At 38.6% G+C, this 23,969-nt stretch carries 28 protein-coding genes and 1 riboswitch; of the genes, 16 read left to right on the forward strand and 12 right to left on the reverse strand.

Annotated elements, in window-relative coordinates; translation table 11 throughout:
- Window positions 1–106 precede the first annotated feature (106 nt).
- Together BG04_RS17395 and BG04_RS17400 are read left to right on the forward strand one after the other, a co-directional pair.
- Window positions 107–481: a VOC family protein gene (locus BG04_RS17395; protein ID WP_034653640.1), complete on the forward strand. Its 375-nt coding sequence runs from the start codon at window positions 107–109 to the stop codon at window positions 479–481.
- A 79-nt stretch (window positions 482–560) separates the two neighbouring features.
- The gene (locus BG04_RS17400; RefSeq protein ID WP_034653639.1) at window positions 561–878 is read left to right on the forward strand and encodes a hypothetical protein; all 318 of its coding nucleotides are present in this window, start codon (window positions 561–563) and stop codon (window positions 876–878) included.
- A 58-nt stretch (window positions 879–936) separates the two neighbouring features.
- Here the strand turns inward: BG04_RS17400 and BG04_RS17405 are convergent, their stop codons facing one another.
- Window positions 937–1,254, reverse strand: a complete 318-nt coding sequence (locus BG04_RS17405; protein WP_013082158.1) for an iron-sulfur cluster biosynthesis family protein — start codon at window positions 1,252–1,254, stop codon at window positions 937–939.
- A gap of 512 nt (window positions 1,255–1,766) precedes the next feature.
- On the opposite strand from BG04_RS17405, the gene BG04_RS17410 reads away from it, so the two are divergent.
- The 4 genes from BG04_RS17410 to BG04_RS17425 are packed head-to-tail and all read left to right on the forward strand — an operon-like array spanning window position 1,767 to window position 6,545.
- On the forward strand, window positions 1,767–3,461 hold the full coding sequence (locus BG04_RS17410; protein WP_034653638.1) for a DUF6583 family protein: 1,695 nt from the start codon (window positions 1,767–1,769) through the stop codon (window positions 3,459–3,461).
- Window positions 3,462–3,475: 14 nt separating this feature from the next.
- Window positions 3,476–4,699, forward strand: a complete 1,224-nt coding sequence (locus BG04_RS17415) for an ABC transporter permease (RefSeq protein WP_034653635.1) — start codon at window positions 3,476–3,478, stop codon at window positions 4,697–4,699.
- Window positions 4,699–5,838, forward strand: a complete 1,140-nt coding sequence (locus tag BG04_RS17420) for an ABC transporter permease (protein ID WP_230586583.1) — start codon at window positions 4,699–4,701, stop codon at window positions 5,836–5,838. The genes BG04_RS17415 and BG04_RS17420 overlap by 1 nt, the downstream gene beginning before the upstream one ends.
- Complete coding sequence (locus BG04_RS17425; protein WP_013055892.1) at window positions 5,835–6,545, forward strand: ABC transporter ATP-binding protein; 711 nt, start codon at window positions 5,835–5,837, stop codon at window positions 6,543–6,545. Before BG04_RS17420 ends, BG04_RS17425 begins: the two co-directional genes overlap by 4 nt.
- 51 nt (window positions 6,546–6,596) lie before the next feature.
- On the opposite strand, the gene BG04_RS17430 is transcribed toward BG04_RS17425, so the two are convergent.
- The 3 genes from BG04_RS17430 to BG04_RS17440 all read right to left on the reverse strand — a co-directional run bounded on the left by BG04_RS17430 (window position 6,597) and on the right by BG04_RS17440 (window position 8,805).
- Window positions 6,597–7,952 carry a hemolysin family protein gene (locus tag BG04_RS17430; protein WP_013082163.1) on the reverse strand — a complete coding sequence of 452 codons (1,356 nt, stop codon included), beginning with the start codon at window positions 7,950–7,952 and terminating at the stop codon, window positions 6,597–6,599.
- A gap of 59 nt (window positions 7,953–8,011) precedes the next feature.
- Window positions 8,012–8,377: a MerR family transcriptional regulator gene (locus BG04_RS17435; protein WP_013055894.1), complete on the reverse strand. Its 366-nt coding sequence runs from the start codon at window positions 8,375–8,377 to the stop codon at window positions 8,012–8,014.
- A 227-nt stretch (window positions 8,378–8,604) separates the two neighbouring features.
- Complete coding sequence (locus tag BG04_RS17440; protein ID WP_013082164.1) at window positions 8,605–8,805, reverse strand: hypothetical protein; 201 nt, start codon at window positions 8,803–8,805, stop codon at window positions 8,605–8,607.
- 147 nt (window positions 8,806–8,952) lie between these two features.
- Between BG04_RS17440 and gloA2 the strand changes: the two genes are divergently transcribed.
- Window positions 8,953–9,351: an SMU1112c/YaeR family gloxylase I-like metalloprotein gene (gene gloA2, locus BG04_RS17445; protein WP_016763335.1), complete on the forward strand. Its 399-nt coding sequence runs from the start codon at window positions 8,953–8,955 to the stop codon at window positions 9,349–9,351.
- A 5-nt stretch (window positions 9,352–9,356) separates the two neighbouring features.
- Window positions 9,357–10,223 (forward strand): gamma-glutamylcyclotransferase family protein, encoded by an 867-nt coding sequence (locus BG04_RS17450; protein WP_013082166.1) that lies wholly within the window; start codon window positions 9,357–9,359, stop codon window positions 10,221–10,223.
- 149 nt (window positions 10,224–10,372) lie between these two features.
- Here the strand turns inward: BG04_RS17450 and BG04_RS17455 are convergent, their stop codons facing one another.
- Window positions 10,373–11,248: an aldose 1-epimerase family protein gene (locus BG04_RS17455; protein WP_034653631.1), complete on the reverse strand. Its 876-nt coding sequence runs from the start codon at window positions 11,246–11,248 to the stop codon at window positions 10,373–10,375.
- A gap of 141 nt (window positions 11,249–11,389) precedes the next feature.
- Here BG04_RS17455 and BG04_RS17460 point away from each other — a divergent pair, with 141 nt between their 5' ends.
- Window positions 11,390–11,836: a YndM family protein gene (locus tag BG04_RS17460; protein WP_034653629.1), complete on the forward strand. Its 447-nt coding sequence runs from the start codon at window positions 11,390–11,392 to the stop codon at window positions 11,834–11,836.
- Between the two features lie 36 nt (window positions 11,837–11,872).
- Here the strand turns inward: BG04_RS17460 and lepB are convergent, their stop codons facing one another.
- From lepB to BG04_RS17475, 3 genes are all read right to left on the reverse strand, one after another.
- Window positions 11,873–12,424: a signal peptidase I gene (lepB, locus tag BG04_RS17465; RefSeq protein ID WP_034653627.1), complete on the reverse strand. Its 552-nt coding sequence runs from the start codon at window positions 12,422–12,424 to the stop codon at window positions 11,873–11,875.
- A gap of 204 nt (window positions 12,425–12,628) precedes the next feature.
- Window positions 12,629–12,964 (reverse strand): LapA family protein, encoded by a 336-nt coding sequence (locus BG04_RS17470; RefSeq protein ID WP_016763338.1) that lies wholly within the window; start codon window positions 12,962–12,964, stop codon window positions 12,629–12,631.
- 664 nt (window positions 12,965–13,628) lie between these two features.
- On the reverse strand, window positions 13,629–13,967 hold the full coding sequence (locus BG04_RS17475; protein WP_016763339.1) for a YmaF family protein: 339 nt from the start codon (window positions 13,965–13,967) through the stop codon (window positions 13,629–13,631).
- Between the two features lie 252 nt (window positions 13,968–14,219).
- Between BG04_RS17475 and BG04_RS17480 the strand changes: the two genes are divergently transcribed.
- The gene (locus tag BG04_RS17480) at window positions 14,220–14,627 is read left to right on the forward strand and encodes a DUF1259 domain-containing protein (RefSeq protein ID WP_016763340.1); all 408 of its coding nucleotides are present in this window, start codon (window positions 14,220–14,222) and stop codon (window positions 14,625–14,627) included.
- Between the two features lie 212 nt (window positions 14,628–14,839).
- Here BG04_RS17480 and BG04_RS17485 read toward each other — a convergent pair whose 3' ends face one another.
- Entirely contained in the window at window positions 14,840–15,592 is a 753-nt protein-coding gene (locus tag BG04_RS17485) for a M48 family metallopeptidase (RefSeq protein WP_028414208.1), read from the reverse strand.
- A 301-nt stretch (window positions 15,593–15,893) separates the two neighbouring features.
- Between BG04_RS17485 and BG04_RS17490 the strand changes: the two genes are divergently transcribed.
- From BG04_RS17490 to BG04_RS17510, 5 genes are all read left to right on the forward strand, one after another.
- Window positions 15,894–16,088, forward strand: coding sequence for a hypothetical protein (locus tag BG04_RS17490; RefSeq protein WP_228459472.1), 195 nt, complete (start codon window positions 15,894–15,896; stop codon window positions 16,086–16,088).
- A gap of 198 nt (window positions 16,089–16,286) precedes the next feature.
- Window positions 16,287–16,793: a GNAT family N-acetyltransferase gene (locus BG04_RS17495; protein ID WP_034653624.1), complete on the forward strand. Its 507-nt coding sequence runs from the start codon at window positions 16,287–16,289 to the stop codon at window positions 16,791–16,793.
- Between the two features lie 47 nt (window positions 16,794–16,840).
- Window positions 16,841–17,995, forward strand: a complete 1,155-nt coding sequence (locus BG04_RS17500) for a M20 peptidase aminoacylase family protein (protein WP_034653622.1) — start codon at window positions 16,841–16,843, stop codon at window positions 17,993–17,995.
- A 62-nt stretch (window positions 17,996–18,057) separates the two neighbouring features.
- A riboswitch (SAM riboswitch) is annotated at window positions 18,058–18,159 on the forward strand.
- Window positions 18,160–18,227: 68 nt separating this feature from the next.
- Complete coding sequence (locus BG04_RS17505) at window positions 18,228–18,470, forward strand: hypothetical protein (RefSeq protein WP_013082177.1); 243 nt, start codon at window positions 18,228–18,230, stop codon at window positions 18,468–18,470.
- A 469-nt stretch (window positions 18,471–18,939) separates the two neighbouring features.
- Complete coding sequence (locus BG04_RS17510) at window positions 18,940–20,553, forward strand: M20/M25/M40 family metallo-hydrolase (protein ID WP_034653620.1); 1,614 nt, start codon at window positions 18,940–18,942, stop codon at window positions 20,551–20,553.
- Window positions 20,554–20,571: 18 nt separating this feature from the next.
- On the opposite strand, the gene BG04_RS17515 is transcribed toward BG04_RS17510, so the two are convergent.
- Window positions 20,572–21,369: a VOC family protein gene (locus tag BG04_RS17515; RefSeq protein WP_034653619.1), complete on the reverse strand. Its 798-nt coding sequence runs from the start codon at window positions 21,367–21,369 to the stop codon at window positions 20,572–20,574.
- 147 nt (window positions 21,370–21,516) lie between these two features.
- The gene (locus BG04_RS17520) at window positions 21,517–21,876 is read right to left on the reverse strand and encodes a CotG/ExsB N-terminal domain-containing protein (RefSeq protein WP_080743076.1); all 360 of its coding nucleotides are present in this window, start codon (window positions 21,874–21,876) and stop codon (window positions 21,517–21,519) included.
- 113 nt (window positions 21,877–21,989) lie between these two features.
- Here BG04_RS17520 and BG04_RS17525 point away from each other — a divergent pair, with 113 nt between their 5' ends.
- A complete protein-coding gene (locus tag BG04_RS17525) occupies window positions 21,990–22,436 on the forward strand; it encodes a GNAT family N-acetyltransferase (RefSeq protein ID WP_034653615.1) in 447 nt (148 codons plus the stop codon).
- Window positions 22,437–22,734: 298 nt separating this feature from the next.
- On the opposite strand, the gene BG04_RS17530 is transcribed toward BG04_RS17525, so the two are convergent.
- The gene (locus BG04_RS17530) at window positions 22,735–23,904 is read right to left on the reverse strand and encodes an MFS transporter (protein ID WP_013082183.1); all 1,170 of its coding nucleotides are present in this window, start codon (window positions 23,902–23,904) and stop codon (window positions 22,735–22,737) included.
- Between the last annotated feature and the right edge of the window lie 65 nt (window positions 23,905–23,969).

Consider the following 23,969-nt stretch of genomic DNA (forward strand, 5'->3'; position numbering starts at 1 on the left):
TCGCAAGCTTTTTGTATCTATGAGCAAAAGTTAAGGGAATAGCAGGTATAAAGCGATGCGTGGATAATGGTATAGAATGAACCAAAAGCAAAAAGGAGGATTAAAAATGCCGAGTCCTGTTTTCAATAAAATGAATACGGTATTTATCCACGTATCTCATTTAAAAACTTCGGTAAAATGGTATAGCGAGTTATTGAATCAAGAATACAAGATCAGCGAAGTTAAGAACCCAGTTTATAATCTTAACATTGATGGAGAAACAGGATTAACGCTAGACGCAGGTCCTGAAGGAAAAGAAAAACAAATAGCGGTTAGTCTCCATCCAATTTTTAATTTTCATACTGAAGATATTAAAGAAGCGTATGAATTTGTTAAAGGGCTGCACTATACGATTGATTCTCCGATTACTTCTTTTGAAGATTTTTCGTTTTTTACCATAAAAGATCCGGATGGACATGTGGTCATGATTTGTACAGGTTAAGTCGTTAGCTCCAAAAGTTTAAGGTATAGTATACTAAGAAGAAAACCCTAATGAGATGAAGTAAGGAGAAATACTGCTTATGAAAGACAATCAACAGATTACAGCTCTTATTGCTGCACAAGTGGAAAAGTTAGCACGTCAATTTGGCTATGACTTTTTATCTGAAAAACAAGGGAATCAAACGCTTTGTCAAATTCTTCAGCGAGATGAAGACGGATCTATTTTGGCAACGCCGCTTAGTTTTCATTTACATATGAATGAAGACAAAGGGACGGGAGATATTATTTACTACCATCAACAAGGAGAATTTAAGCGTCAGCAAGTGAATGTATATGAAGAAAACAGCCTTGTGAACGTGTTGTTATTTATCCAAGAGCGCTTAAAGGTCAATCGATAGAAGCGAGTTTCCTAACATATGCAAGAAAAAAGCAGGGAGTTAGTTCCCTGCTTTTTTTCTATGAATTGATATAGCGCAATCCTACGCGGTTATTAAAAATTTGGTTGTGATTTTTGAAGATAAAAGCACCTGCTGCGTGATCAATCACCAGCTCGTTGTCGTACACTTCTTCCATGTCATCATCAACAATAAATTCTAAGTCTTCAACCGTTACAACTTTTTCATAGGATTGAAGGCTGCGCTTTGAGATGATCTTCATTTCATAAATTGTATTAACAATATCGCAGCTTCCTCGATCAAAAGAAAGCTGAATCATTTGATTTTGTTCTACGTTCCGCAACGCTTCTTTTGCAGAAGGAGTGACGCGTATATTCATAATGATATCCTCCTTTTTCTATCCTCAAATTAAATTGTGTAAAATGTATTTAGCAATACTTTACTCGATTTTTATATCACCGGCAAGAAAAAAGCTTTCTTATATTATTTCCCTTTCGAACCAGAACAAAACGCTGCTTTTTTATCATCTTTTCATAAAGGCGTACATAGATATCACCTGTATATGATGAAAGGAAAAAGAATCGACTATAGAAAAAGTGCCGATTCGTAATTCTTAGGTGTAAATGCTTAAAAATAGGAATATATTGTAATAAAATAAGAAGTTAAGTCATTTACCTATTTTAATAGTTATTGAGATAGTTTTGAATAATTGGTTTTATTTTCAATATATTGGGTACTTAAGTAGAGTACTTTGCACACGGTATTGCACCGAAAGACATCGGTTTATCGAACTAATTATTGTCTTATTTTGTCGAAGTAGTAGAATTTATGGAAACCATTCCTTATCATGTACAAAGTGACTAACAAAATACATAGGAGGTTCTGGTGTAGATGAGTGAGAAAGATCAAAACAGAACAACAGACGAAACAGCGGCTTCGCTAGAAACAGCGCCCGCTCCCAAAAAAGCACCGGCTAAATGGATTATCATTTTAGCAGCTTTAATTGTGATTATTGGAGGAGCAATTACATTTGCTACGGTATTTAAAAAATCTCCTAAGCAATTATACTTAATTTCTGAAGTAAATACGTATCAAAAAGCAGCTGATGAATTAGAAACAAAGTACAGTGAAACGATGGCTTATCAGGAAAAAGCAATGAAGCAGCCTTCTACTACAAATGCTACTATCAAAGGCGGCTTTAACATGGATTCACTTTCCTATGATCCAAGCTTTAAAATGATTCAAGATCTTATTAGTAAAGCGGAAATTAAAATTAAAGCGGAACAAGATCCGAAAAAAAGTGAAGGATACGGTTCACTGGCTCTTAATATCGGCGGTTCAAAAGCGCTTGACCTAGAAGGCTTTCAAACAAAAGAAAGAATAGGTTTTAAAGCCCCGATTCTTGCAAATGAATATTTCTATTTAAACTTAGACGAATATGGACAGGTAGCGCGTAAGTTCGATCCTTCTTATTCAGGTCCTGAAACGCTTGATATTAACACAAGCAACGTGAGTTTAGAAGACTTAAAGTTAACGGAAAAAGAAAAGACCTACATTGCAAAAGAGTACGGAACGTTCATTTATGATGAGCTAGACAGCGATTATTTTACCAAAGAAAAAAATGTGGATTATAAAACAAATGGCAAAACGCTTCAGTTAACAAGCGTGACGCTTAACATGTCTGATAAAGAAACAAAACAATTTATGGATAAGCTTATTGCGAAGGTAGCAAAAGATGACAAGCTTCATACCATCTATGCAAATCATGTATCTAAGCTGTTTAAATCTTCGGCAGCAACGAATCCAGAATTAAAAGATATGGCGGATCCAAAAGAATTGAAAAAATCAGTAAAAGAAAGTCTTCAAGACTTCCAAAAAGAAGCAAAAGATACGACTTACCCTGGCGGTGTTAAATCAACTGTGTACGTTCAAGATGATGTTGTGGTAGCTCGCGATATGAACATGGGCGTAAAAAATGCTTCTAACGATAAAGGCAAACTTAACGTAGTAACTAAAAATATTCCGTATGAAGATAACAAAACGGCTAAGCAGTTTAAAGCAGTTTTAGCGGATAGCACTACCGATGATGCGTTTACGTTTGATATGAAAAATAACGTAACAACGGAAAGTGAAAAACGAAAAGAAAACATGTCTATTCATTTGTTAACAAAAGATTCAAAAGATGAAGACACGAATATGACGTTTAAAATGAATTCAGTAATTAACGGTAAAACCGATGCAAAACAAACGGCTGACCGTACTTTCTCTTTAGACTTAGGTGATCAAGAAGATCTAGTAGTAAACGGAGAAGTAAAGCAAAATCAAGCAATAAGTGCTTCAAAAGGAAAAGCAGATTATTCGTTTGATATTCGTACAAAAATAGGACCAAAAGCAGATCCGGCAAACGTTACGTTAAAAATCGACTCTGCTTCTCAATTAAAAAAATCAGCCACTATTCCAGAGCTTGATGCGTCTAATGCAACAAATGTAAAAGATGTAACGCCTGAAGATATGCTGTCGATTCAAGAAAATTTCGCTAAAAATGTTCAAGGTCTCATGATGAATATGGGAACCGCTGGTTACTAAAAGGTGCAAAGCAGATGAAGATATATTTCTCTTTGACTCTTTTTACATGTAAAGCTCTATTGAAAAATATAAAATCTCTCATACTGCTAATAATGATCCCTGCTCTGTTTTTACTTGGAGCAGGGATCATTATTAGTCAGACCATGCAAGGTGAGGAGAGAGTAAATCGGTTCGCCGTGGCAATTGTGGATAAAGATGACACTGCACAAACGAAGTACGTCATCGAACAGTTGACTGAAGGTAAGCTTCGCAAGATCATGAAGCCTCTTTACACGAATGAACAGAAAGCTAAACAGCTGCTGCAGCAAAATAAAGTGGCAGCCATTGTAACGCTGCCAAAAGGTTTTAGTCACGATATTGCTCATGGAAAAAATCAGCCTTTATACGTCATTGGAAATAGCAATAAGCCGCTTCAGTCACAGCTGTTTCGCTATGTGATGGAAAGTGCAGCCGACTACACGTCAGCTGCTCAAAGCGGTATTAATACGGTTGATGCCTTTTTAGAAAAAGAAAATGTTTCCGATGAAAATAGACGCGCAGAGTTTAAGAAGAGCTTGGTGACGTTTGGGCTTCACGTGTTAGATAGAGGAAGTTTATTTGATGAACAAATAGAAACGAGTTTCTTTCAGCAGGATATGAAGCAATATTATGTCCTGTCTTTGGCTGCTTTGCTGCTTATGATTTGGAGCTACGGCGGATGGCTGCTTGCTAGTGAAACGCAGACTTCTCCCGTGCTGGCTCGAATGAAAACAAGAGGTGTATCGTTTGTCCACATTTATTTAGCGCAGCTGACGGCTCTGTATGTTCTTTTGCTACCGGTCTCTGTCGTTTTGTTTGGAAGTCTCCTTAGAGGACTAAAACTGCCTGTAACCGGTACGTACGGAGAGCTTTTTTTAGGGGTAAGCGGAAGCTTGTTTGCTTTTTTATGTTTGTTTTTACTGCTTCGGGTTCTTTTTTTATCACAAAAAGCTTATCAAATAACCGGTTTGCTGTTTATTTTGCTGAGTGCGATGTTAAGTGGACATGTTGTGCCGGTCGTCTATTTACCGGACTGGGCGAGTGTTTTTCAGAAATGGTCACTCAACACCCGCGTCTTGGAGCTGTTATTTTATGAATTTGATGGATATAACACAAACGAAGCTTTTCTTTACCTTAAGCCTATTCTCATTACAGCAGCGGGAAGTTTTGTTCTTGCTGCTGGCTACGTGATGACGCTGCAAAGGCAGTGGAGAAAATGATGAGTGAAAAAATAAAGCAGCTGCTGAAGCGCCCTATGCTTGTTATCATGATTTTCTTTTTACCTTTAATAGGAACGATTATTAGCAGCTCGTTTTTAGCAAAAGTACAAAGTGATTCAAAAATACCTGTTGCTCTTGTCGATCAAGATCATAGCAAAATGTCTAAACAAGTGGTGGATCGACTACAGAAAACAACAGAAATTCAGTTTATTTCCCTAAATGAAGAACAAGCGAGAAAGCAGCTGGCCAAAAATAAAATTGACAGCATTTTTATGTTTCCTAACGGATTTCAACAAGAAGTAGAAGCGGGGAATTATCAAGGAGTCATTGATTTGCTCACGCTGCCTTCTTCAGTTGCCACAGAAGCGGTTCGAGAAGTCGTGGCGAGTGAAGTGACAAGGTTAACGACAAATGTTAAAGCGGCAAATGAAGTGCGTTTTTTATATAGAGTTTATAACATTCATGCAGGACCGGATTTATGGAAAGAAGCGTATCGTTATACCGATAACCAGTGGAAGCCAAAGCCGCTGATGACAATTGATTACGAGGCGCAAGGAACGAAGCATACGAAGCAAGGGAGCGCTCAAGTGACCGGATACGTGCCGCTATGGGGATTCTTTACGCTTTTACTTTGCTGCCTCACATCAGATTGGATGATTAGAGAGAGGAAGCATCTTTTCAAACGAATGAAAACGATGCAAAAAGGGCTTTATGGTTATATTCGAAGCGTCAGCGCTGCTTATGCTGTGCTATACGTGTTTCAAGCTCTCATAAGCTTTGCTCTATTTAAATGGCTGTATGGAGTAGAGTCTTACAGTGTGCTGCTGTATATGTGTATCTATGTGATTGTGTGCGTTGCTTTTAGCACGTGGCTTGCAAGTGAAAGTCAGCGAGTTGGATCTTATTATATGATCAGCGTTGTCATGGTCACAGGACTCAGTATAATAGGAGGGAGCTTTTTCCCAGTAGGAGAGCTTTCTGCAACGATTGAAAGAATAAGTCAGTGGCTTCCGCAGCATCTGCTTCTGTATCAGCATGCACTGCCGCTTACGTTCATTTGGAAAGAGATAGCTGTTTCCATTGCATGTATATGTTTGTGCGCGTTTAAAATAGTGTGGAATGTGAGGAGCATCAAATGATTGAAATTAACAATGTTAGCAAAACATACGGAAAAAAACGGTCGTTAGCAAATGTTACGCTGACTGTAGAAAGTGGAGAAGTCATTGGTCTTTTAGGACCAAACGGCGCTGGTAAGTCGACGCTTCTGTCTATTTTGTCTACCATTACGGCTCCTTCAAGCGGGAATGTCACGATTGGAGGCTTATCGCTTAAGAAAAATCAAAAAGCGATTCGAGAAGTCATTGGCTATGTTCCACAGGACATAGCGCTGTGGGAAGAGCTTAGCGTAAAAGAAAACATGAAAATGTGGAGCAAAATGACTTCACGCTCTCTGTCGAATGAACAGCTTCAGTCTCTTTGCTCAGCTGTACAGCTCGAAGGTAGATGGAAGGAAAAAGTGAAAAATTTATCAGGGGGCATGAAGCGAAAGCTAAACATAGCCGTTTCACTTATTCATGAACCGTCCGTTTTGTTAATGGACGAGCCGACGGTCGGAATTGATTTGCAGTCCAAGCTTGAGATCATTCGTTATATTAAACAGCTGGCGGCAAAAGGAAAGACGATTATCTATATTACCCATGATTTGAATGAAATATTAGATGTGTGTCATCGGTTTGCGGTCTTGAAGGAAGGAAAGCTGGAATTTGTCGGCACGATGGACCAAGCGAAGGAAAAGACTGGGGAAGAGGCAGAAGAGAACGTTGTGTATAAGCTGCTGCATGATTAAGATAAAGTAATGATAAAAAAGAGCCGCTTCATGAAGAAGCGGCTCTTTCTATTATGCTTGTGTAACTTCTTGTTCTGGTGAATGACTTTCAGGCTGCACGCGTTCTTCTTCAGGAAGGGCACGTACTTCTACTTCTTTCATTTGGTGACCGTCCATTTCTTTTGCAATAAACTCGTATCCGAAAAGTTTGAACGATTCGCTTTCCTGGATATCGATATTTTGCATTAACATCCAGCCGCCAATTGTATCGATATCGTCGTTTTCAATTTCGATATGAAGGACTTCGTTAACTTCTTCAAGCAGTACTTTTGAGTTAAAGACAAAGTGCTGATCGCTGATTTTTTGAACAAGCGGCTTTTCATCTGTATCAAACTCATCTCGAATTTCTCCAACGATTTCTTCTAAAATATCTTCAACGGTAACGATACCAGCCGTACCGCCGTACTCATCAATCAACACAGCCATATGCGTACGTTTCTTTTGCATCGAGCGCAATAGGTCTTGAATCGCTACGGTTTCAATTACTTGAATAATAGGATTCATATAAAGCTTCACGCTTTGCTTTTTTAACGCATCGTTAATTACGACATCGTTTAGAATCTCTTTGACGTTGACTAAGCCGATAATGTTATCTTTGTCTCCGTCAACGGTAACAGGGTAACGAGTGTAGCGATCTTCTACAGCAAGCTTTAAGAAATCTTCAATGCTGTCGTCTTCAGAAACAGCTGAAATTTCTGTTCTTGGTACCATGATTTCGCGAGCAACACGGTTATCGAATTCGAAAATGTTGTTCACGTACTTATATTCAGACTGGTTAATTTCCCCGCCTTTAAAACTTTCTGATAAAATAATGCGCAGCTCTTCTTCACTGTGCGCAAGTTCATGCTCTGAAGCTGGCTTTAATCCAAACATTCCAGTTAATAAACGGGCAGAACCATTTAGTAACCAAATGAAGGGGAACATAATTTTATAGAATAAAATTAACGGACGAGCAAACAATAACGTAACGGTTTCAGCTTTTTGAATCGCAAATGTTTTTGGCGCTAATTCACCAACGACTACGTGAACAAACGTTACAAGCGCAAATGCGATAATGAATGAAAGAATATGTGTTAAAGATGCAGCAACGCCCATTTTTTCAAACAGGGGTTCTACAATCTTCGCAACAGTCGGTTCTCCTAACCAACCGAGTCCTAAAGCAGTAATCGTAATACCAAGCTGACACGCAGATAAATATTCATCTAAGTGTGTCGTCACGGTTTTAACCGCATTCGCTCCTTTTTTTCCTTCAGCAACAAGTTGATCTACCCGTGAACTACGAAGCTTCACAATTGCAAACTCTGAAGCAACGAAAAAAGCAGTGAGTACAATTAAAATCGCAAAAATAATTAAGTTAATGGTTATCAATGAATATACTTACTTTATAATGCTATAAAGTAAGTAAACACCTCCTGTAAATAATAAATTTACGACAGTAGCAGCAGTAAAGAGTGCAAAAGAGTGACGCTTTCTGGTGAAAGCCGATTCATCATTACTTTTCGATCTTCTTCATTAAGCTTTTCCATAAGCGGTGCAACTTCTTTTAAACTGTCGTTTAGTACGTAAAATTTGGATGCTAATTCGTCTTTGGAGTGGCTATTCTCGGATTGCTCTATAGAAAATAGAGAAGAAATTTCTTCAAGAGAACGGCCTTCGCTTTTTAATTTTTCAATTAAATAAAGACGTTTCAGCGCTTCTTCGTTATAAAAGCGATAGTTAGAAGCAGAGCGTTCTGCTTTTAACAAACCAATGTTGGTATAATAGTCAACCGTGCGTTTCGTTACATGTGCCATCTCTGCAAGTTCGCCAATTTTGTATGTCGCAACCCCATCAGAATACCACCTCCTTTAACTATGTCAACCATCACGTGATGGTTTTTATCTGTGTAACTATTTATCTTTTATCCTATCGTAATTAAGTATACGCGCGTAAGATCAAAAAGTTTCATTTTTTTATTAGCATTCAGTATATCTCAAAATAAGGTAGTTTGACAAAGATTTTATAAAAAAACTCGCTTATATTAAGCGAGTTTTTTAGTAGGATGACGTACGATAATGTGCATGCGTTCATACACATATTGAATACGTTCAGTATAATCTATGAACTCAGGGCTCATTGGAGATAGCTGATCAGCAATACGGTGCATAATAGCAGCTTCTTCTTTTAACGAATCTAAATTTTGAGTTCGGTCAATTCTTGCTTTAAATGTTAACGAAATCATGTTATTCACCTCGTTGTTATGTTACTTGTTATGAGGAGCTATGTCCGTGACTTTTATCACTCTCGTCAAAGGTGATAACGTAATTATTTGATGTTTGCCGGCATTTTGTGTAGGATGATTAGAAAAGGGTTTTTATGGGAGAATGAAATGAATTTAAAACGAATGCACCACGTAGCCATTATAGGAAGTAATTATGAACGTTCAAAAGCTTTTTATGTAAATGTGTTAGGATGCAAGATTATAGAAGAAACATATAGAAAAGAAAGAGATTCATATAAGCTAGATTTAGAAGTAGCTCCTGGCTATCAAATTGAGTTGTTCTCGTTTCCAAATCCGCCACGGCGTCCTTCAAGACCTGAAGCGTGCGGCTTACGCCATTTAGCTTTTGCGGTTGAAAGCGTAGAGGATTCCAAGCGTGAACTAGAGCAGCAAGGGATTGATGTGGAATCTATTAGGGTAGATGAACTAACGGGAAAAAAATTCACATTTTTTGCTGATCCGGATGGGTTACCGCTAGAGCTTTATGAAGAGAAAGAGGGGGAATAAGGAGTATGTGCAATTATTTATTTGTATACGGAACGCTTCTTGAAGGAGAAGGTAATCACGGATTGCTGCATCATGCGCGCCCTATTGCCAAGCAGGCAAAAACGAAAGGGAAATTATATGACACAAAGCAAGGCTATCCTATGCTTGATATCGACAGTGAACATATTGTGTACGGAGAAGTATATGAAGTGACCGATCAGCTTATGTGGAAGGCTCTTGATGAATTAGAAGGGTACATTCATGAAGGTCATAAAGACAATGAATATGATAAAGTTGTGCAAACGGTTGAAACGGACCAAGGTGAATTTGAAGCCGTTGTGTATGTGGCAAGCGATCGTTCGCTGCTGCACGAATTTATCCCGAGCGGAAACTGGCGCGTGTGGAAAGAAGATTTATTAGAAGGTATGCTGTATTTTGCTTACGGTTCATGTATGGATAACGATCGTTTTATTAAGCACGGGGTGGATCAGCATTTCCAAGACTGTCTCGGCAGAGCTGTTTTCAAAGGCTATACGCTTCGATATAACCACGTTATTCATGACGGAGGACGTGCAGACATGGTTGAAGAAGGCGGAGTCGTTGAAGGCAAACTGTACCGCGTGCCGCCTGAAGCAATTACGTACCTGTATGGCAGAGAAGGCGTAGATAATAACGGCTATCGCCCTGCTATTATTTCTGTCGAGCATGAAGGTAAGATGGTGGATCATGTTCTTACTTTTTTTGTGTTAAATAAAGAAAAAGAAGTCGCACCTCCGGATCATTATTCGACTGAAATTATTCGAGGGGCAACAGGTGTACTCAGCGAAGAATATGTTCAGAAGCTAATAGAACAAGTCCATGCGCTAAAAAATAGCGATGTTGTAAATAACTAATATAAAAAGAAGCAGGGACAAAAGTAGTTTAGTTGAAGAAAGCTCCGAACGAGTAATCGTTCGGAGCTTTTTATTGTTATGGTGAACGTAGAGTTAATCTATTTAGCTGCTTCTAGCTGTTGATTGAATTGATTTTGTTATGTGTTGAATTAGCTAAAGGAAACAGAGAATTCTGTTTGAAATACACCGTCTTTTGATAAACGGTTGATGCCTAATTTTTCTTTGAAATTTCCGTTGTGATCATGCGTATCTGCAATTCCAAACCAAGGTTCGATGCAAAGAAAAGGAGCGATTGTATGATTTTCTGCATCATACTTTGACCAAATACCGACATACGGGAAATCATTAAACTGAACGTTAATTTGATTTTCATTAACCGGCGATTTAATCGTAATTCCGTCAATATGACTAAAAATTAGCGCATCATTTGCAAATAAATCTGCGCTTAGCGGCAGCTGATGCAAATTTTCTGCAGCTCCTTTTTCATGAATAAGAGCGTCTTTTAATATAAATTCCTTCGGCGTAGTTTTAGAAGGCTCTATTTCTAAAAAGTAATCAGAAATCTGCTCGTTTTCACGTAACGGAATACGAAAAGCAGGGTGGGCTCCAATTGAAAAATACATATCGTCTTTATCTTCGTTCACTACTTTCCACTGAAAAGTTAATCGGTTATTTTCCAGACGGTAGCTGATTTCAACTGAACATTCAAACGGATATACGTCTTTAAAGCGGCCGTTTGTAGCAAATTGCAGCCGTGCCGTTTCGTTTGTTTGTTCGATCACGCTGAAAGCAGAATCACGTAAAAAACCGTGCTGTGGCAAAGAGTATTCGCGCTGATCAACGGTATACTGATCATTTTTTAATCGGCCTACGATTGGAAACAATACGGGGGATACTCGTCCCCAATAAGCGGGGTCTCCGCTCCACATGAACTGCAGGTCTTTTTCTTTATGAAATACTTCTACAACTTCCGCTCCTTTTTCTTGAATACTTACTTTCATTTTACTATTTTCTAGTACAATCATTACAACATCTCCCAAATCATTCTTGTACGCTCGAGCAGCCTCAAACGTACTGGCTTTGCCTATATTATACCCTTCTTGGCAAAAAAGGTATTAATTTCCCTATTTTTGTTCAAATTAATATAGAAAAAGGAGGGTTCAAATATGAATCATGCAACATTATTGCTCATTAAATTTGCAGCGGCACTTATTGCGTTTGGTATAGGCCTTGATTTGTTTTTTGATGCAACCATCGGAGACATTATTTCCTTTAGCTTGCTAACGACAGTTGTGACATATTTAGTAGTGGATCGAATTGTACTGCCTCGAGTGGGCAACCGTGATGCCATTATTGTTGAATTTGTTCTAACCTATATGAGCGTATGGATTTTTGGAACATTGTTATTAGACAGCTACGTTCAAATTGCTTGGGGAAGTATTATTTCTGCAGCTATTATTACATTTGCCGAGGTTTTTGTTCACCGCTACTTATTCAACCATATTGAAACGAAACATACAGTGAGAACGCGTCCCGCTTTTAAGCGAAAACTAGCGTATGACACAGAATTTGCAGAAGAACAGCATGTAGAAAACAAGGAAAATCCAAAATAAAAAGAAAGCTCACTTTTGAGCTTTCTTTTTTATGTGTTAATGCATAAGAGTCATTTCCTTTAAAGGCCAGTATTTCATATTGACTTCTCCTATGATCGAAGAAATCGGAGTGAGGCCAAAATGTCTGCCATCTCGGCTAATGCGTCTGTTGTCACCTAGCACTAATACGTATCCATCGGGTATCGTGCCGTCTTGAGACAGTTCGTACGTGGAAAAATTTTCAGTAAATCGCTCGTAAGCGGGTACTTTGGATAAATATTTATGAAGATGCGGTTCTTTTTTGACTTTGTTATTTATATACAGAACATCATCTTTGTATTCGACCGTTTCTCCTGGTAAGCCGACGATGCGCTTTACTAGAAAATCACTGCTATAGGGAGCTTGCAAAACGACAATGTCAAAGCGCTCCAGCTTGCTGTGTTTGTTAATAATAATTCGATTGCCTTCGTGCAAAATAGGCTTCATAGAATCGCCTTTTACAGTGTAGGGCTGAAACCAATAGTGCTGAACGACAACAGAAAGCAAAACAGTGCCGAGGATGACGCTTGTGTATGTAAGAATTTCACGCTTTAGTTTTTTATTGACCATAATGGATGAACACCTTCTTAACGGTAAGACTGTCAATTTAAGTTTTTCATAGAGATATAACAGTGTTGATTGTACCATTCAGAACTAAAGTTTTCCATATCTATATCTATCTGTTTATGCGTGTATGCCAAAAATATAAAAATATGCATGAGGGAACAAAAAATGAAAAGAGCCGTTATTCTAGGGAATAACGGCTCTTCTTTATTATAAGTGAGCGCGCTCAGTTCGAGTAGCTGGTTGATTTGGTTCTTCTTCCACAACAGGCTCAACAGGCTTATGCTGCTTGATTTCTTCTTCCAGCTCAGCAATTCGCTTGTTTTTCTGCTTCACTTGTCCTCTTAGTTGAACAATTTTTACAAAGCTCAATGAAGCAGCAACAACTCCTCCAAACACGGCCGTTGTTAAGATAATTAAAATAAGAGGCCATTTTTGTGAACCAAATACATAGTTAAATTGTACAGGATCGTTGTTAATTACAGCTAAAACAGCAATGATAAGAGCAAATATAAGTCCTAAAATAAAAAAGCTCTGTCCTTTCATAAGCTGCACTTCCTTTCTTTACATGGTCATTACAACTTTTATAGCGTAACCACTCATCTTAAGTGTTTGCTATCTTGCTTATAGGTATACGTATCCACATTTAAACAAAATCAAACATTTTCTTGATTATATGTATCTTTCTTTTAAAACACAATATATCGATTGGTGTAGCAACTTTGACATGTCCAAAGACCTGGTATGTCGAATTTTTGGAATAAAGAGCTCGCGTATCCTTTTTGATTAAGCAGATTAAGCGGGGGGGGGGAGGGACTTCCATTTAAATCATATATGTACAAAGAGGCTGTGACATAACTGAATGAATCCAATCTAAAGACGAACAAATGAGATCCATGAGCTGAACCGCTTATGACACCGCAGTTGATTTCCATGCAAGACTTCGCTTTCCGCGGGCGGCCGCTGAGCCTCCTCGTCTGTCACGCTTTTCCCGCAGGAGTCTTCGTCTTACCCTTCAATCAACTGCTAGAAGGAACGAAACAGATGAAGCAGTATTCAAGTAACAAAAAAACGAACCACTCATCAAACATGTTGATCAATGGTTCGTTTTTCACTTGGGCTAAGATACTTTTGTCCCAGCCTCACTTTTATTAAAGCGGTTATATGAACTCAAGCTGAGACCTTGGCTTAATTGCATTAAACTATTTCATTATCTATCGCCCGGAGCAGGATGATCTACACCTTTGACATGATGCCGATGCTGGTTGTCTTCACTGGTATAAAAGTCATAATAGTGAACATGCATACCGTTGCCAATGGGAATAGCGGGACCAGAGTAGGCTTTGTAATGATGTGTATGTCCGTCTTCAAAAACAACATAGCCTTCTGTATAGTGAATGTGGCTTCCATCCTCGCTTTGAATTGGAGGAGACGTTACATCGAGGCATTGATGGACATGTCCTGACGCAACAGAAGTGTAGTCTACTGAGCCATGATTATGATGAGGAACAAATCCTGAAACAAAATCGTCCTTGCCTATTTTTTTCATTTTACTTCCCCCTACAAATTCAATTTTAAAAACTGTTTAAGTAAATTCTTTAAATTGGCATTTGAATTTCTCTTTTTAGTTAAATTCAAAAATACATGCTATTGATATGAACAAAGAAAAATAAATATGACTTTTGATAATCTGGATTTATAAAATAGGTAGTCTTCCTGTGTGTTTGCCGTTTCTACTTGATAACTTTCACATATATTTATTAAGAAAGGACAAGTTATGATACGAAAGGAAGTCAGCATAATGAGTTGGGAAAATAAAAAGAGTCTGTGTCAGGAGTTTGCGAGAATTCTAGGTGGACAAGGCAGTTTAGATGAAAATGGCGTTTGTTTGGTACAAAAGTTTCGGACGATTCGTTTTAAAATTTTAGGGCGTCCAACACGCTCTCCATTAGTTACTCCTCAATTTTTCACTTTTGAAGATTTAGATAGCAAGGGAAGAGCGCTAAATCTAGGTGAAACCGTGCTTTTGCAAGAAGAGGTAAATCCATTATTAACGGAGCTTAGAAAAAGAGATATTAAGGTTACAGCCGTTCACAACCATTGGCTATTTGAAGAGCCGAGAGCAATGTATATGCATTTTGAATCCGTAGAACCACCGTTAGATTTTGCACGAAAAGTAAGAGAAGCGTTTAGAGTATTAAAAGGATAAGAATCAGTTTTTTATAGAATCAGTTTATTCTTATTTACTGCTTTTAAAATTAGATTAATAAAACTTTAAACATGTATATTATATATTGGTTTATAAACTGCGCTTGAATGAACCTATCAGGTTAACTAATTTTTGAGCAGTGAGATTATTCGAGTACTTCTATCCAAATAAAAAAAGCACGCGTTCGCCGCGTGCTTTTTTTATGTATAAACTTAAAATGCGTTTAGGGTGTTATCGCTTAACCACTGTTTGCGTTCAGCTGCATCTTCGAATAACTCATCTGCATTTGTAAATTGAGAAGCAATGACATATTCAATTGTTGCAAGAGGAGCTGTTAGCAAACGCCAGTTTAATACGATTGTATTATCTTGAGTCGTAGCGTATTCTTCACCTAACTCGTCCCACTTAACAGATTCAGGAGCATTGTCTGCTGCTTTTTTAACAGATTTCAAAGCTTCTTGGAATTTTTCACCTGCGCGGCCTTGGTACCATTCTGTTAATAGTTGTCCAATACCTTCATTTGTTTGCTGCTCGTTCCAGCTTTCAGGTACTGTAGCAATGAATTTTGCACGGAATGTCATTTCAGCCTTTGCTACATCTCCACGAACGATGTTTAATCGATATTGACGTCCTAGGTAAGGGAATTTGTCTCCCTCTTCAAAAGAACCAGTTTTAGCTGCAGAAGCTGCTGCTTTAGGAGCCTCTTTTTTAGCTGTTTCTTTTTTTACTGCTTCTTTCTTTGGAGCAGCTGGCTTTTCCTCAGCTGGCTGTGAACCGTTTAGTTGTTTTAAAATCCATGTTGCTTTGCGTGCGATGATTGAACGCACATTGTTTTCATTAAGACCTCTTGGGATAATAACTTTTACCCCTTCTTTGTCACAAATTTGCACCGTGATATCGGTTCTATTTGGAACGACTTCAATTTTGTAGTCAATTGTTTGATTGCCTGTTTGATACGTATACATAAAATTTTTCGTACTCCTTTCTACAAATCTTCATTTTATAAGCAAAGGTAGAGTTTGGTCAAATGAAAGAATAATCAGACAGTTATCAACTGCTGTTGCAGCGCCTTGCAGAATGATATGTATTCCAATATTTAGTGGGAAAGCGCCAATAATAATTGCTTCAATTCTTCTTTAGTTTTTACAAAAACATATAAAAATATGCCGATACTACTAATATAGATTAGACATTCTATGTCTTTAGATGGTATAGGGAATGAAAAATAAAAAAAGCGTTTCAAAGTTTACATGTGAAATGCTATATATGATGGTCATAACACTTACTGTAATTGAAGTGACAAATTATTATCTTATTATGAAACAAGAGCAAGCAGCCTCGATTATGCTAGTGATTACATTTCTGTTTGCTTTTCTTACAACTACCGTGTTCTATTTTATCATACGTCGCTCTATAATGGCGGTTGAAAATTTAACGAAAGTAATGAAAGGGGTTTCGTAAGGGGATTTATTGATATTTGTTCAGTATAATAAACTGTAAGTATTGGTTTTTATGATAGCTTTCATAGAAAGAGATAATGAAAATTGACACGTTATAAAAGCAGTTGTATAGTGAGTACGCAAGGCGGCAGTCTGTCTTTTTTAATTCTTAGTAAACTTATAAGTTAAATAAAATATTTATACATAAGGAGACGAAGGGATGAAAAATGAATTCCGTTTGGCAACAAATGACGACGCAGATAACTTATTGAACTTAACTCTACAAGCATATAAGCCTATTCGAGAGATAGGCATTCCTTTCTTAGCAGCTGCTGCTGATCTTGCCCTCGTTAAGAAAAATATTTCTCAAAACCTTTGCTATGTATATGAAGAAGAGAAAAGAATCGCTGCAACTGTGTCTATACGAATGCCTTGGGGAGAACATCCAGGTCCGTTTGCTGTTCCGCATCTTTGGTGGTTTGCAGTAGACCCGTCGTTTGCCAGGAAAGGCATTGGATCTAAGCTGCTGCATCTAGTAGAGGAAGAGATAATAAAAAATATGTTTAAATCACCAGGTGTGTCTTTAGGAACAGCAAAAGAACATCCTTGGTTAGTTGAGATGTATGAACGAAAAGGATATGTTCAAGCTAAAGAAAAGCACCTTGCAGAAGGTTATACGACCGTATTTCTTTATAAAAAATTTAATAAGGTACACTCTTTGTCGTAAAAGATAGAGAAGTTCTCCAAATTAAGAAATGTGAAAGAGTGATAAATATGACAGATCAATTACTACTAAATACGCTAATAGACATACGCCGTGAGCTGCACCGGTTTCCAGAGCTTTCAATGAAAGAATATGAAACAACTAAACGTATTAAAAAGTGGTTAAAGCACTATGATATTTCTATAGCTGATGCATTCCAATTAGACGTAGGAGCAGTAGCGGAAATTGTGGGAGGAAAGCCGGGACCTACTATCGCAATTCGAGCTGATATTGATGCGCTGCCAATTGAAGAAAAAACCAATCTGCCATTTGCATCTGAAGTAAACGGAGTTATGCACGCATGCGGCCATGATTTTCATACAGCTTCTATAATCGGAGCAGCCACTCTTCTTAAAGAGCGTCAGCAGGAGCTTTGCGGTACGGTACGGTTTATCTTTCAACCGGCTGAAGAAACGGCTTCAGGGGCAAAAATGCTAGTTGAAAAAGGTGTGCTCGAAGGAGTAGAAGCGATATTTGGGATGCATAACAAACCGGATCTTCCTGTAGGAACCATTGGCATCAAATCGGGACCTTTAATGGCAAGCGTTGATCGTTTTGAAATTGACATTAAAGGAGTAGGAGGTCACGCGGGCATCCCTGAAAAAACAGTAGATCCGATTGCTGCTGCTGGTCAAATTGTTACTAGTTTACAAACCATTGTCAGCCGTAATCTCAGCCCCTTTCAAAATGTTGTTGTCAGCATAACTCAAATCCATGGAGGGAGCTCGTGGAACGTCATTCCTGACAAAGTAACGCTTGAAGGAACGGTGCGTACCTTTCAAGAAGAAGCGAGAGAAAAAATACCGGGTCTTATGAAACGAACTGCTGAAGGGATTGGAGCAGCTTTCGGGGCTTCAGTAGACGTTAAATGGTATCCATATCTTCCTGTAGTAAACAATGATGATACGCTGGAAAAACTGGCTATTAACGCTGCAGAGAATCTTAGTTATCAAGTCGTAGAAGCTGAACAATCGCCTGGAGGAGAAGACTTTGCCGTATATCAGCAGCATGTACCAGGATTTTTTGTATGGATGGGTACAGCTGGAGAATATGAATGGCACCATCCTTCTTTTTCATTAAATGAAGAGGCATTGCTTGTAGCAGCTTCTTATTTTGCTAATCTAAGCTTTCATTTTTTGAATTCATTCCATTACCGAAAAAATTAAAATATTTTTATTTTTCTATTTACGGGGATGGAATTGTTTGATAAAATAAATTTTAAATTAAAAAGTTATCACGAGTGGACGAGAGATCTGGCTCTTTGACTCCACAGCAACCTACGAATGTAAGGTGCTCCTACCAGCAAAGCATGTGCTTTGGGTGATAAAACGGGTGAAAAACTCATTTTGCATCAAAGCAAAATGAGTTTTTTTTATTTTTCTAAAAGGAGAGGGTTTTATGAGTCATACAGCAGTTGCAGCACATACAGGAGAGAAAGCATTAAAGGAAGCAGTGAAATTATTAGGAAAGCATTATCAAGTAGCTTATCGTGAGTTAGAAACATTTTATGAAATTGTGGTCGAAAACCATGTTCGTACATATGCTGTAGGCATAGATATTAAAGATATACAAAAAGCAAATGAACTAGAAATTTATTCATCATGCTGTTCCAAGCTTGAGCGAGTAGGCTGTCTTTTATAGAAGAAGTCTGCTCGCGCCTCTATTTTTTAAGTGTTTTTAAATAGAAAGCATGGTTTTTGACAAGCAAAGAATCTGGTGGGTATAATCAATACTCAATAGATTTTAAAATTAATCATAAATTGTCGAAATTTTTACACAAATTAAAGGTTACATTCGAAATGAATTGTGGTATGTTATAAAACAAGAATATTTTATGAAAGGAGCATTGAAATGGAAATGTCTCTTGAACACGGAAACGATGCAGGAAGCGAACAGCTTATTGATCGTATCCTAGACTTTTTAGAAGATGACCAAAAGTAAAAAAAGAGTGTGCGGTGCTATCCCTAGCCGCGCACTCTTTTTTTATCATGTGCGTAAAGGCAGCGCCATACTATGATACATAGGGATAGAATGAAAGGGTCTCTGTCAAAGGGATTGACGAATGGTTTTGTTTGATAGAAAATTTAGAAAAAGGAAAGAGATGAAGGGTATGTCGAACAAAACATCTTTGTATCAAACAAAAGCACAGTTAAAAAAACTTGTAAGCGAATTGGTTTCTATACCTAGCGTGACAGGAACGATGGCAGAAGTGGAAATGGCTGAATCGATAGCGTCGTATTTATTGAAGCTGCCTTACTTTCAAAAAAACGAGCAAGTCGAGCTTCATTCAACAGGAGACGGGCGATCGATTGTCACAGCTTTTGTTCAAGGGAAAATTACGAATAAAACAGTTGTACTAGTAAGTCATTACGATGTAGTGGATGTACAAGATTATGGACAGTGGAAAAAGGATGCTTTTCACGCTGATACATTAACGAGTACTTTTTATAACCATATGGAACAAGTTCCGGCGCACGTACAAAAAGATATGATAAAAGGAGACTGGCTTTTTGGCCGAGGAACGATGGACATGAAAGCAGGCATTGCCCTGCATATCAGTATGGTTGAACGAGCATGCAACGGGGAGTTTGACGGAAACATCCTGCTGCTGTCAGTGCCGGATGAAGAAGTAAATTCGCTTGGGATGAGAAAAGCAGTGCCTGTTCTTTTAGAACTTGCCCGCAAACATCAGCTGGATTTTTCTCTCATGCTAAATGCAGAACCGGTGTTCAGCCGCTATCCTGGAGATCAAACGAACTATGTGTACTCAGGATCGATTGGAAAAATCATGCCAAGCTTTTTGTGTTATGGAAAAGAAACTCATGTAGGGGAACCGCTAGCTGGTTTAAATGCTAATTTACTAGCTTCTTATTTAACAAAAGAAATAGAATTAAACGTTGATTTTTGCGAAAAAGTAAGAGATGAAACGAGTCCACCTCCTACGGTGCTGATACAAAAAGATTTAAAAGAAGAGTATTCAGTTCAAGTTCCGCACTCTGCCGTTGTATTATTTAATTTATTTATGTTAAATCGCTCTCTTAAAGAAGTAACAGATCTGCTGTTGAAATCGGCTGACAAAGCGGCTTTGAATGTAAAAAAACATTATAATAAAGCCGCTAGGCAGTACGCTGAGGGAATGGAGGGTTCATCTCGTGATGTGAACGTATGGACGTATGAAGAACTTTATACTCATGCAGTCAAACAGCACGGCGAAAAATATGTGCACGAAATGGAAGCAGCACTTTTGGCACAAGAGGAGGATGACAGAAATAAAACCATTAAATTAGTAAACTCTTTAGCTGGTTTATGTAAAGAAGCAGCTCCGATGATGGTCTTATTTTTTACGCCGCCTTTTTATCCGGCCGTTTGTTCACATGATGATCCATTTGTACAAGAGATTTTGTCAAACGTACAGGCAACTGCCAAAGAGCAATTCCAATTGGAGCTAGTTGAACAAAGTTATTTTGGCGGAATTTCGGATTTAAGCTATGCCAGCCTGCAGCATCCGCTTCATACATTTAACACGTTAGTAGCCAATATGCCCCTATGGAATAAAGGGTATCATATCCCGCTAGAAGAGCTAGAGGAGCTGAAGATGCCGGTGCTGAACATTGGACCGCTAGGAAGAGATGCGCATCAATGGACCGAAAGATTAGACGTTCAGTATTCCTTTGAAATTTTGCCTCATTTCATTTATCAAGCTATAAAAGAAGCACACAAATAAACATCCGTCCGCGGATGTTTATATGTTGAATTTAAAAGAAGCTCCTTGTACGGTAATTTGTTGCGGTGTTAGAGCGTGATCCAATTCAACCAAAAATGGACGTTCTCCAACTTTTTTTAATGTATCATGGACAACACCTTGTGTTCCGCTGCAAAAAATAAGGTTTCCTCCATTGACATATAGTTTTTGACAACGTGCATCAAGTAAAGAGTCTTTGTAGCTTTCGCCAGACTGAACGTCCAGCAGTTTCGTCCACTTGCTGATGGATTCTTCGAGGTTATGTACAGCACAGTAAATATTTTTTAGCTGCAGCTGACCAGCTTGGTGGGAAGAAAGATCCGCTAGCTTTGGCTTGCGTTTTTCTTCTGGTTCACCCCATTCAATAAAAAAAGGAAGAGGCAGGGAATCGTGGTCAGCTTCAATAAAACACATTTTCCATTGAAGTCTTTCTCCATCATTGGTTTGGCGAGAACCCGCTACAGGACCTTTTACAGTGACGTTCTTGCTTTCCAGCTCTTTTATTAGCAAATCCATATCATCTGTACGAAGTGCAAATCGGCCAAAATGACCAAGCAGTGTATGTTCGTTAACAAGCTGCTGAATAAGGTCATTATCTGTAACGTTTTGAGCTAACGCGATATCTCTAAGCCCAAGCCATTCAATATAGCTGAGGTTAAAATAAGCCAACGTGTTAAAAGTACCCCATTTTTCATGGATGCCGCCTTTAATGACATTTATTCCGTATTCGTTTAGTTCTTTCTGAGCTTTAATAGGATCAGGTGAAAAATGAACAAGATGATCAAAAGATAAGTGCATGGATAGGCCTCCTTTTAAGAGAGATTCTTTCCCATTATTATACGTTGTTTTCCTTTTCAAGAAGAGTAAAACGAATGATTATGTAAAATAAAAATCTTAAAAAAAGCAAGCCGCGTATGTTTTAAACTCGACTTGCTTTAGATTTATTTAGCGACCACAGCCATGCCCTTTAAAGCAGCAGCCAAATGATTTATTAAACCATGGATATGAGCAGCAAGGTGAACCGCAGCGACAGCGGCGACGGCTAGAACGGCGAGTAGAACGACGAGTAGAACGACGAGTAGAACGGCGAGTAGTGCGGCGAGTAGTGCGACGAGTAGTGCGGCGAGTAGTGCGGCGAGTAGTGCGACGAGTAGTGCGGCGAGTAGTGCGGCGAGTAGAACGGCGAGTAGAACGACGACGAGAGCGTCTGTGAAGAGCAGTTGGCTCTTGGTACATAAACGTTTCAAGCTCAGTAGAAGCAATCGCTTCTGTTGCTTCTCTAATTCTTTCAGCAGTGATATGCATATAAACACCTCCTGGCTAATTCGGTACATAATACAATATGTACAAGGAAGGCGTTTGGATATAGTGAAAACATGGAATTTGTCTAAATTTGTGAAAGAAATGGAGTGGTTTTCATGCTTCAAATCCTCGAACATCAAAGAGTGGATATCGCTCTTCAAATAGTAGCTGTGCAAGTAGAAGCTTATCAAGAAGAAGCAAGGCTCATTGGTTTTTCAGATATTCCTCAGCTTACAGAAAGCAAAGAAGATATTATGAAAAGCAAGGAAGTGTTTATCGGAGAAATGATTGAAGGTAAGCTAGCAGGAGTGCTGTCGTTTGAAAAAGAAAATGAGCGATTAACGATTTGCCGCCTCGTTGTGCGTCCTCGTTACTTTCGAAAAGGAATCGGAAGCTGTCTTTTAACACATGTACTTCAAAGATATTCTGAATGTGAATGTATAGTGTCTACAGCCGAAAAAAATACACCTGCGATTAAGCTGTACAAAGCACATCAGTTTTCAATTATAAAACACACTGCAGCTGCTGATAACCTTGTGTTAGTAACGATGAAAAGAGATTAAGACATCGCTAAATTAATCTAAAGGCCAACAAATGAGCTACATGAGCTAGTAGGAATCGACTGTTGATTTCCGTGCAAGACTTCGCTTTCCGCGGGCGGCCGCTGAGCCTTCTCGTCGCTTGCGCTCCTGCGGGGTCTCATCTCTTCCGCTATTCCTCAGTAGTCTCCGTCTTGCTTTCCAATCAACACAGCTAGAATACTCATAACAATAAAAAAATCCGAACGCGTTGGATTCTCCATCAAGAATCTCGATTCACCGTTCGGATCTTCTTTCGACTAAAATAATGTTGTCCCGGCCTCTACGATGAGAGTGTTTGCTCAGAATAATCTAGAGCTGTATGACGCTGAATCAGCAGTAAAGCAGCTAAAGTGACAACAGCTCCGATAATAAAAGGCAGCGTCATATTGAGTTTAAAGGCAAATGCACCAAGCAGAGGGCCAAAAATACGCCCTAAGCTATCCATTGAGGCGGTCAGCCCCGAAGCAGAGCCATATCCTACTTTGGTTCTCATTGTAATTAATGAGAGGACACAAGGACGAATAAGGGCATTTCCTGCTGTAAATATGCACAAAAATAAGGTAGCATTAACGGCACTAGAAGATAACAAAATAGACGTAAATCCTATTGCTGAAACTAATAAGCCAATGGCCATCAGCTTTTTTTCATTTCCTTTTTTAAATCGCTGCAGCACACCGCCTTGAATCAGCGCTTGAGTTAAACCGCTCGCCATAAACATCCATCCGATTGTCGTAGGAGTAGCATTAATTTTCGCTATTTGAAAAAATTGAAAAGTAGCTTCTAAACCAGCGAGCGTAAAAGTCGCTAAAAATGAAAGAACATATAAATACTTCATAGCTCCTTGAAAATCTGACGTGAAGTCATGCCATCTCGATGTCTGTACTTTATCAGCAGATTCTTTTCGTAAAGATTCTTTTAACGTAAAGAATGAGAACGCTGTCATAATCAGTGACAAGATACCAGAGATAACGAAGGGAACAAACAAGCCGAAAGATGAAAGGACGCCGCCTAATGCCGGTCCAAAAATAAAGCCTAAGCCAATCGACATTCCTAACAGTCCCATTGCTTTCGTTCGGTTTTCTTCATCTGTACTATCAGAAGCATATGCAAAAGCACAAGGAATAACAGCTCCTGCAAACAAACCTCCGATGATGCGCGACGTATACATTAAAGTCAGAGAGTTTTCTGCCACCGAAAAAAGAAAAAAGCTTGCGCTAAAGCCGAGTAAGCCCCAAAGTAAGATGGGACGCCGGCCTTTTATATCGGAAAGCTTCCCCCAAAAAGGTGCGGTAATAAAAGATGCGATCGAATAGCTAGCCATTAGTATTCCTAAATTGACCGTGCTTGCACCCGTGGCACGAATAACTTCAGGTACGATGGGGATGATCACTCCAAAGCCGACAAATACCATAAAAATAACAAACATTAACGTTCCAAGCTGTTTGTTCATATGCAATTAAGCCCCTTTCTCTGTAGAACATGCCGTGAGTTTAGTATACCAAATACAAAGAAGTT

The organism is Priestia megaterium NBRC 15308 = ATCC 14581 (assembly GCF_000832985.1).
GTDB lineage: Bacteria > Bacillota > Bacilli > Bacillales > Bacillaceae_H > Priestia > Priestia megaterium.

Coding starts and splice junctions, on each gene's coding strand:
- BG04_RS17510 (WP_034653620.1), top strand. CDS start 18,940: ATGTCGAACAAAACATCTTTGTATCAAACAAAAGCACAGTTAAAAAAA.
- BG04_RS17495 (WP_034653624.1), top strand. CDS start 16,287: ATGAAAAATGAATTCCGTTTGGCAACAAATGACGACGCAGATAACTTA.
- BG04_RS17420 (WP_230586583.1), top strand. CDS start 4,699: ATGAGTGAAAAAATAAAGCAGCTGCTGAAGCGCCCTATGCTTGTTATC.
- BG04_RS17405 (WP_013082158.1), bottom strand. CDS start 1,254: ATGAATATACGCGTCACTCCTTCTGCAAAAGAAGCGTTGCGGAACGTA.
- BG04_RS17520 (WP_080743076.1), bottom strand. CDS start 21,876: ATGCATATCACTGCTGAAAGAATTAGAGAAGCAACAGAAGCGATTGCT.
- BG04_RS17530 (WP_013082183.1), bottom strand. CDS start 23,904: ATGAACAAACAGCTTGGAACGTTAATGTTTGTTATTTTTATGGTATTT.
- gloA2 (WP_016763335.1), top strand. CDS start 8,953: ATGAATTTAAAACGAATGCACCACGTAGCCATTATAGGAAGTAATTAT.
- BG04_RS17395 (WP_034653640.1), top strand. CDS start 107: ATGCCGAGTCCTGTTTTCAATAAAATGAATACGGTATTTATCCACGTA.
- BG04_RS17485 (WP_028414208.1), bottom strand. CDS start 15,592: ATGTATACGTATCAAACAGGCAATCAAACAATTGACTACAAAATTGAA.
- BG04_RS17525 (WP_034653615.1), top strand. CDS start 21,990: ATGCTTCAAATCCTCGAACATCAAAGAGTGGATATCGCTCTTCAAATA.
- BG04_RS17515 (WP_034653619.1), bottom strand. CDS start 21,369: ATGCACTTATCTTTTGATCATCTTGTTCATTTTTCACCTGATCCTATT.
- BG04_RS17505 (WP_013082177.1), top strand. CDS start 18,228: ATGAGTCATACAGCAGTTGCAGCACATACAGGAGAGAAAGCATTAAAG.
- BG04_RS17500 (WP_034653622.1), top strand. CDS start 16,841: ATGACAGATCAATTACTACTAAATACGCTAATAGACATACGCCGTGAG.
- BG04_RS17460 (WP_034653629.1), top strand. CDS start 11,390: ATGAATCATGCAACATTATTGCTCATTAAATTTGCAGCGGCACTTATT.
- BG04_RS17440 (WP_013082164.1), bottom strand. CDS start 8,805: ATGATTTCGTTAACATTTAAAGCAAGAATTGACCGAACTCAAAATTTA.
- BG04_RS17490 (WP_228459472.1), top strand. CDS start 15,894: ATGATGGTCATAACACTTACTGTAATTGAAGTGACAAATTATTATCTT.
- BG04_RS17435 (WP_013055894.1), bottom strand. CDS start 8,377: ATGGCACATGTAACGAAACGCACGGTTGACTATTATACCAACATTGGT.
- lepB (WP_034653627.1), bottom strand. CDS start 12,424: ATGGTCAATAAAAAACTAAAGCGTGAAATTCTTACATACACAAGCGTC.
- BG04_RS17400 (WP_034653639.1), top strand. CDS start 561: ATGAAAGACAATCAACAGATTACAGCTCTTATTGCTGCACAAGTGGAA.
- BG04_RS17425 (WP_013055892.1), top strand. CDS start 5,835: ATGATTGAAATTAACAATGTTAGCAAAACATACGGAAAAAAACGGTCG.
- BG04_RS17410 (WP_034653638.1), top strand. CDS start 1,767: ATGAGTGAGAAAGATCAAAACAGAACAACAGACGAAACAGCGGCTTCG.
- BG04_RS17470 (WP_016763338.1), bottom strand. CDS start 12,964: ATGAAAGGACAGAGCTTTTTTATTTTAGGACTTATATTTGCTCTTATC.
- BG04_RS17450 (WP_013082166.1), top strand. CDS start 9,357: ATGTGCAATTATTTATTTGTATACGGAACGCTTCTTGAAGGAGAAGGT.
- BG04_RS17475 (WP_016763339.1), bottom strand. CDS start 13,967: ATGAAAAAAATAGGCAAGGACGATTTTGTTTCAGGATTTGTTCCTCAT.
- BG04_RS17415 (WP_034653635.1), top strand. CDS start 3,476: ATGAAGATATATTTCTCTTTGACTCTTTTTACATGTAAAGCTCTATTG.
- BG04_RS17455 (WP_034653631.1), bottom strand. CDS start 11,248: ATGATTGTACTAGAAAATAGTAAAATGAAAGTAAGTATTCAAGAAAAA.
- BG04_RS17480 (WP_016763340.1), top strand. CDS start 14,220: ATGAGTTGGGAAAATAAAAAGAGTCTGTGTCAGGAGTTTGCGAGAATT.